Genomic DNA, 574 nt, shown 5'->3' with positions numbered 1-574 from the left:
GCCAAGCGCAGCGTGCGCCTCGCAGGGCATGCCACATCCATCGCGCTGGAGCCGGAGTTCTGGGCCGTGCTGGAACAGGCGGCGACGCGGCGGGGCACCACCCTCGCCGCCGTGATCGCAGAGCAGGACGCCGCACGGGCCGGGGCGGAGGAACCCCTCGCCAGCCGGCTGCGCGTCTTTGCCCTGAGAGAGGCCTCGAAAGAGGCCTGACTTACTGCGCCGGCTCTTCCGATGCCGGGCGGCGGAGCTGCGGCATGGGCAGGGTCTCCGCCTCGCCGGCCAGCTCGGCCTCGAGGCTGGGATGGCCGTTGGCGTCGCCGCCCTCGCCCTGCTCCTGGCCCTGGCCGTTCTCCGGACCGTAGCCGTCACCCTGGTCGCGGTAGCCGTCGTTCTGATCGCGGTAGCGGCGGTCCTGCGGCTGCTGCGGCTGGGCCTGCTGCTGCGCCGCGTTCATGGCGCCCAGGATGCGGAAGTAGTGCTCGGCATGCTGGAAATAGCCCTCGGCCGCCACGCGGTCGCCGCCGCCGGTCGCATCGCGACCCAGCTGCAGATACTTCTCGAACAGCTGCTGGGC

At 72.3% G+C, this 574-nt stretch carries 2 protein-coding genes; one reads left to right on the top strand and one right to left on the bottom strand.

Going from position 1 to position 574, the window contains the following annotated elements:
• On the top strand, positions 1–210 hold a 210-nt coding region (locus AC1DWF_RS37060; RefSeq protein ID WP_476843411.1), incomplete at its 5' end, for a ribbon-helix-helix domain-containing protein.
• 1 nt (position 211) lies between these two features.
• On the opposite strand, the gene AC1DWF_RS37055 is transcribed toward AC1DWF_RS37060, so the two are convergent.
• The coding region (locus AC1DWF_RS37055) for a DUF4167 domain-containing protein (RefSeq protein WP_476843410.1) at positions 212–574 on the bottom strand (363 nt) is incomplete at its 5' end.

The sequence above is a fragment of the Aminobacter sp. P4_D5 genome (assembly GCF_056401815.1).
The sequence above is the reverse complement of the archived record's forward strand: the minus strand, read 5'-3'. Positions and strand labels throughout refer to the sequence as shown.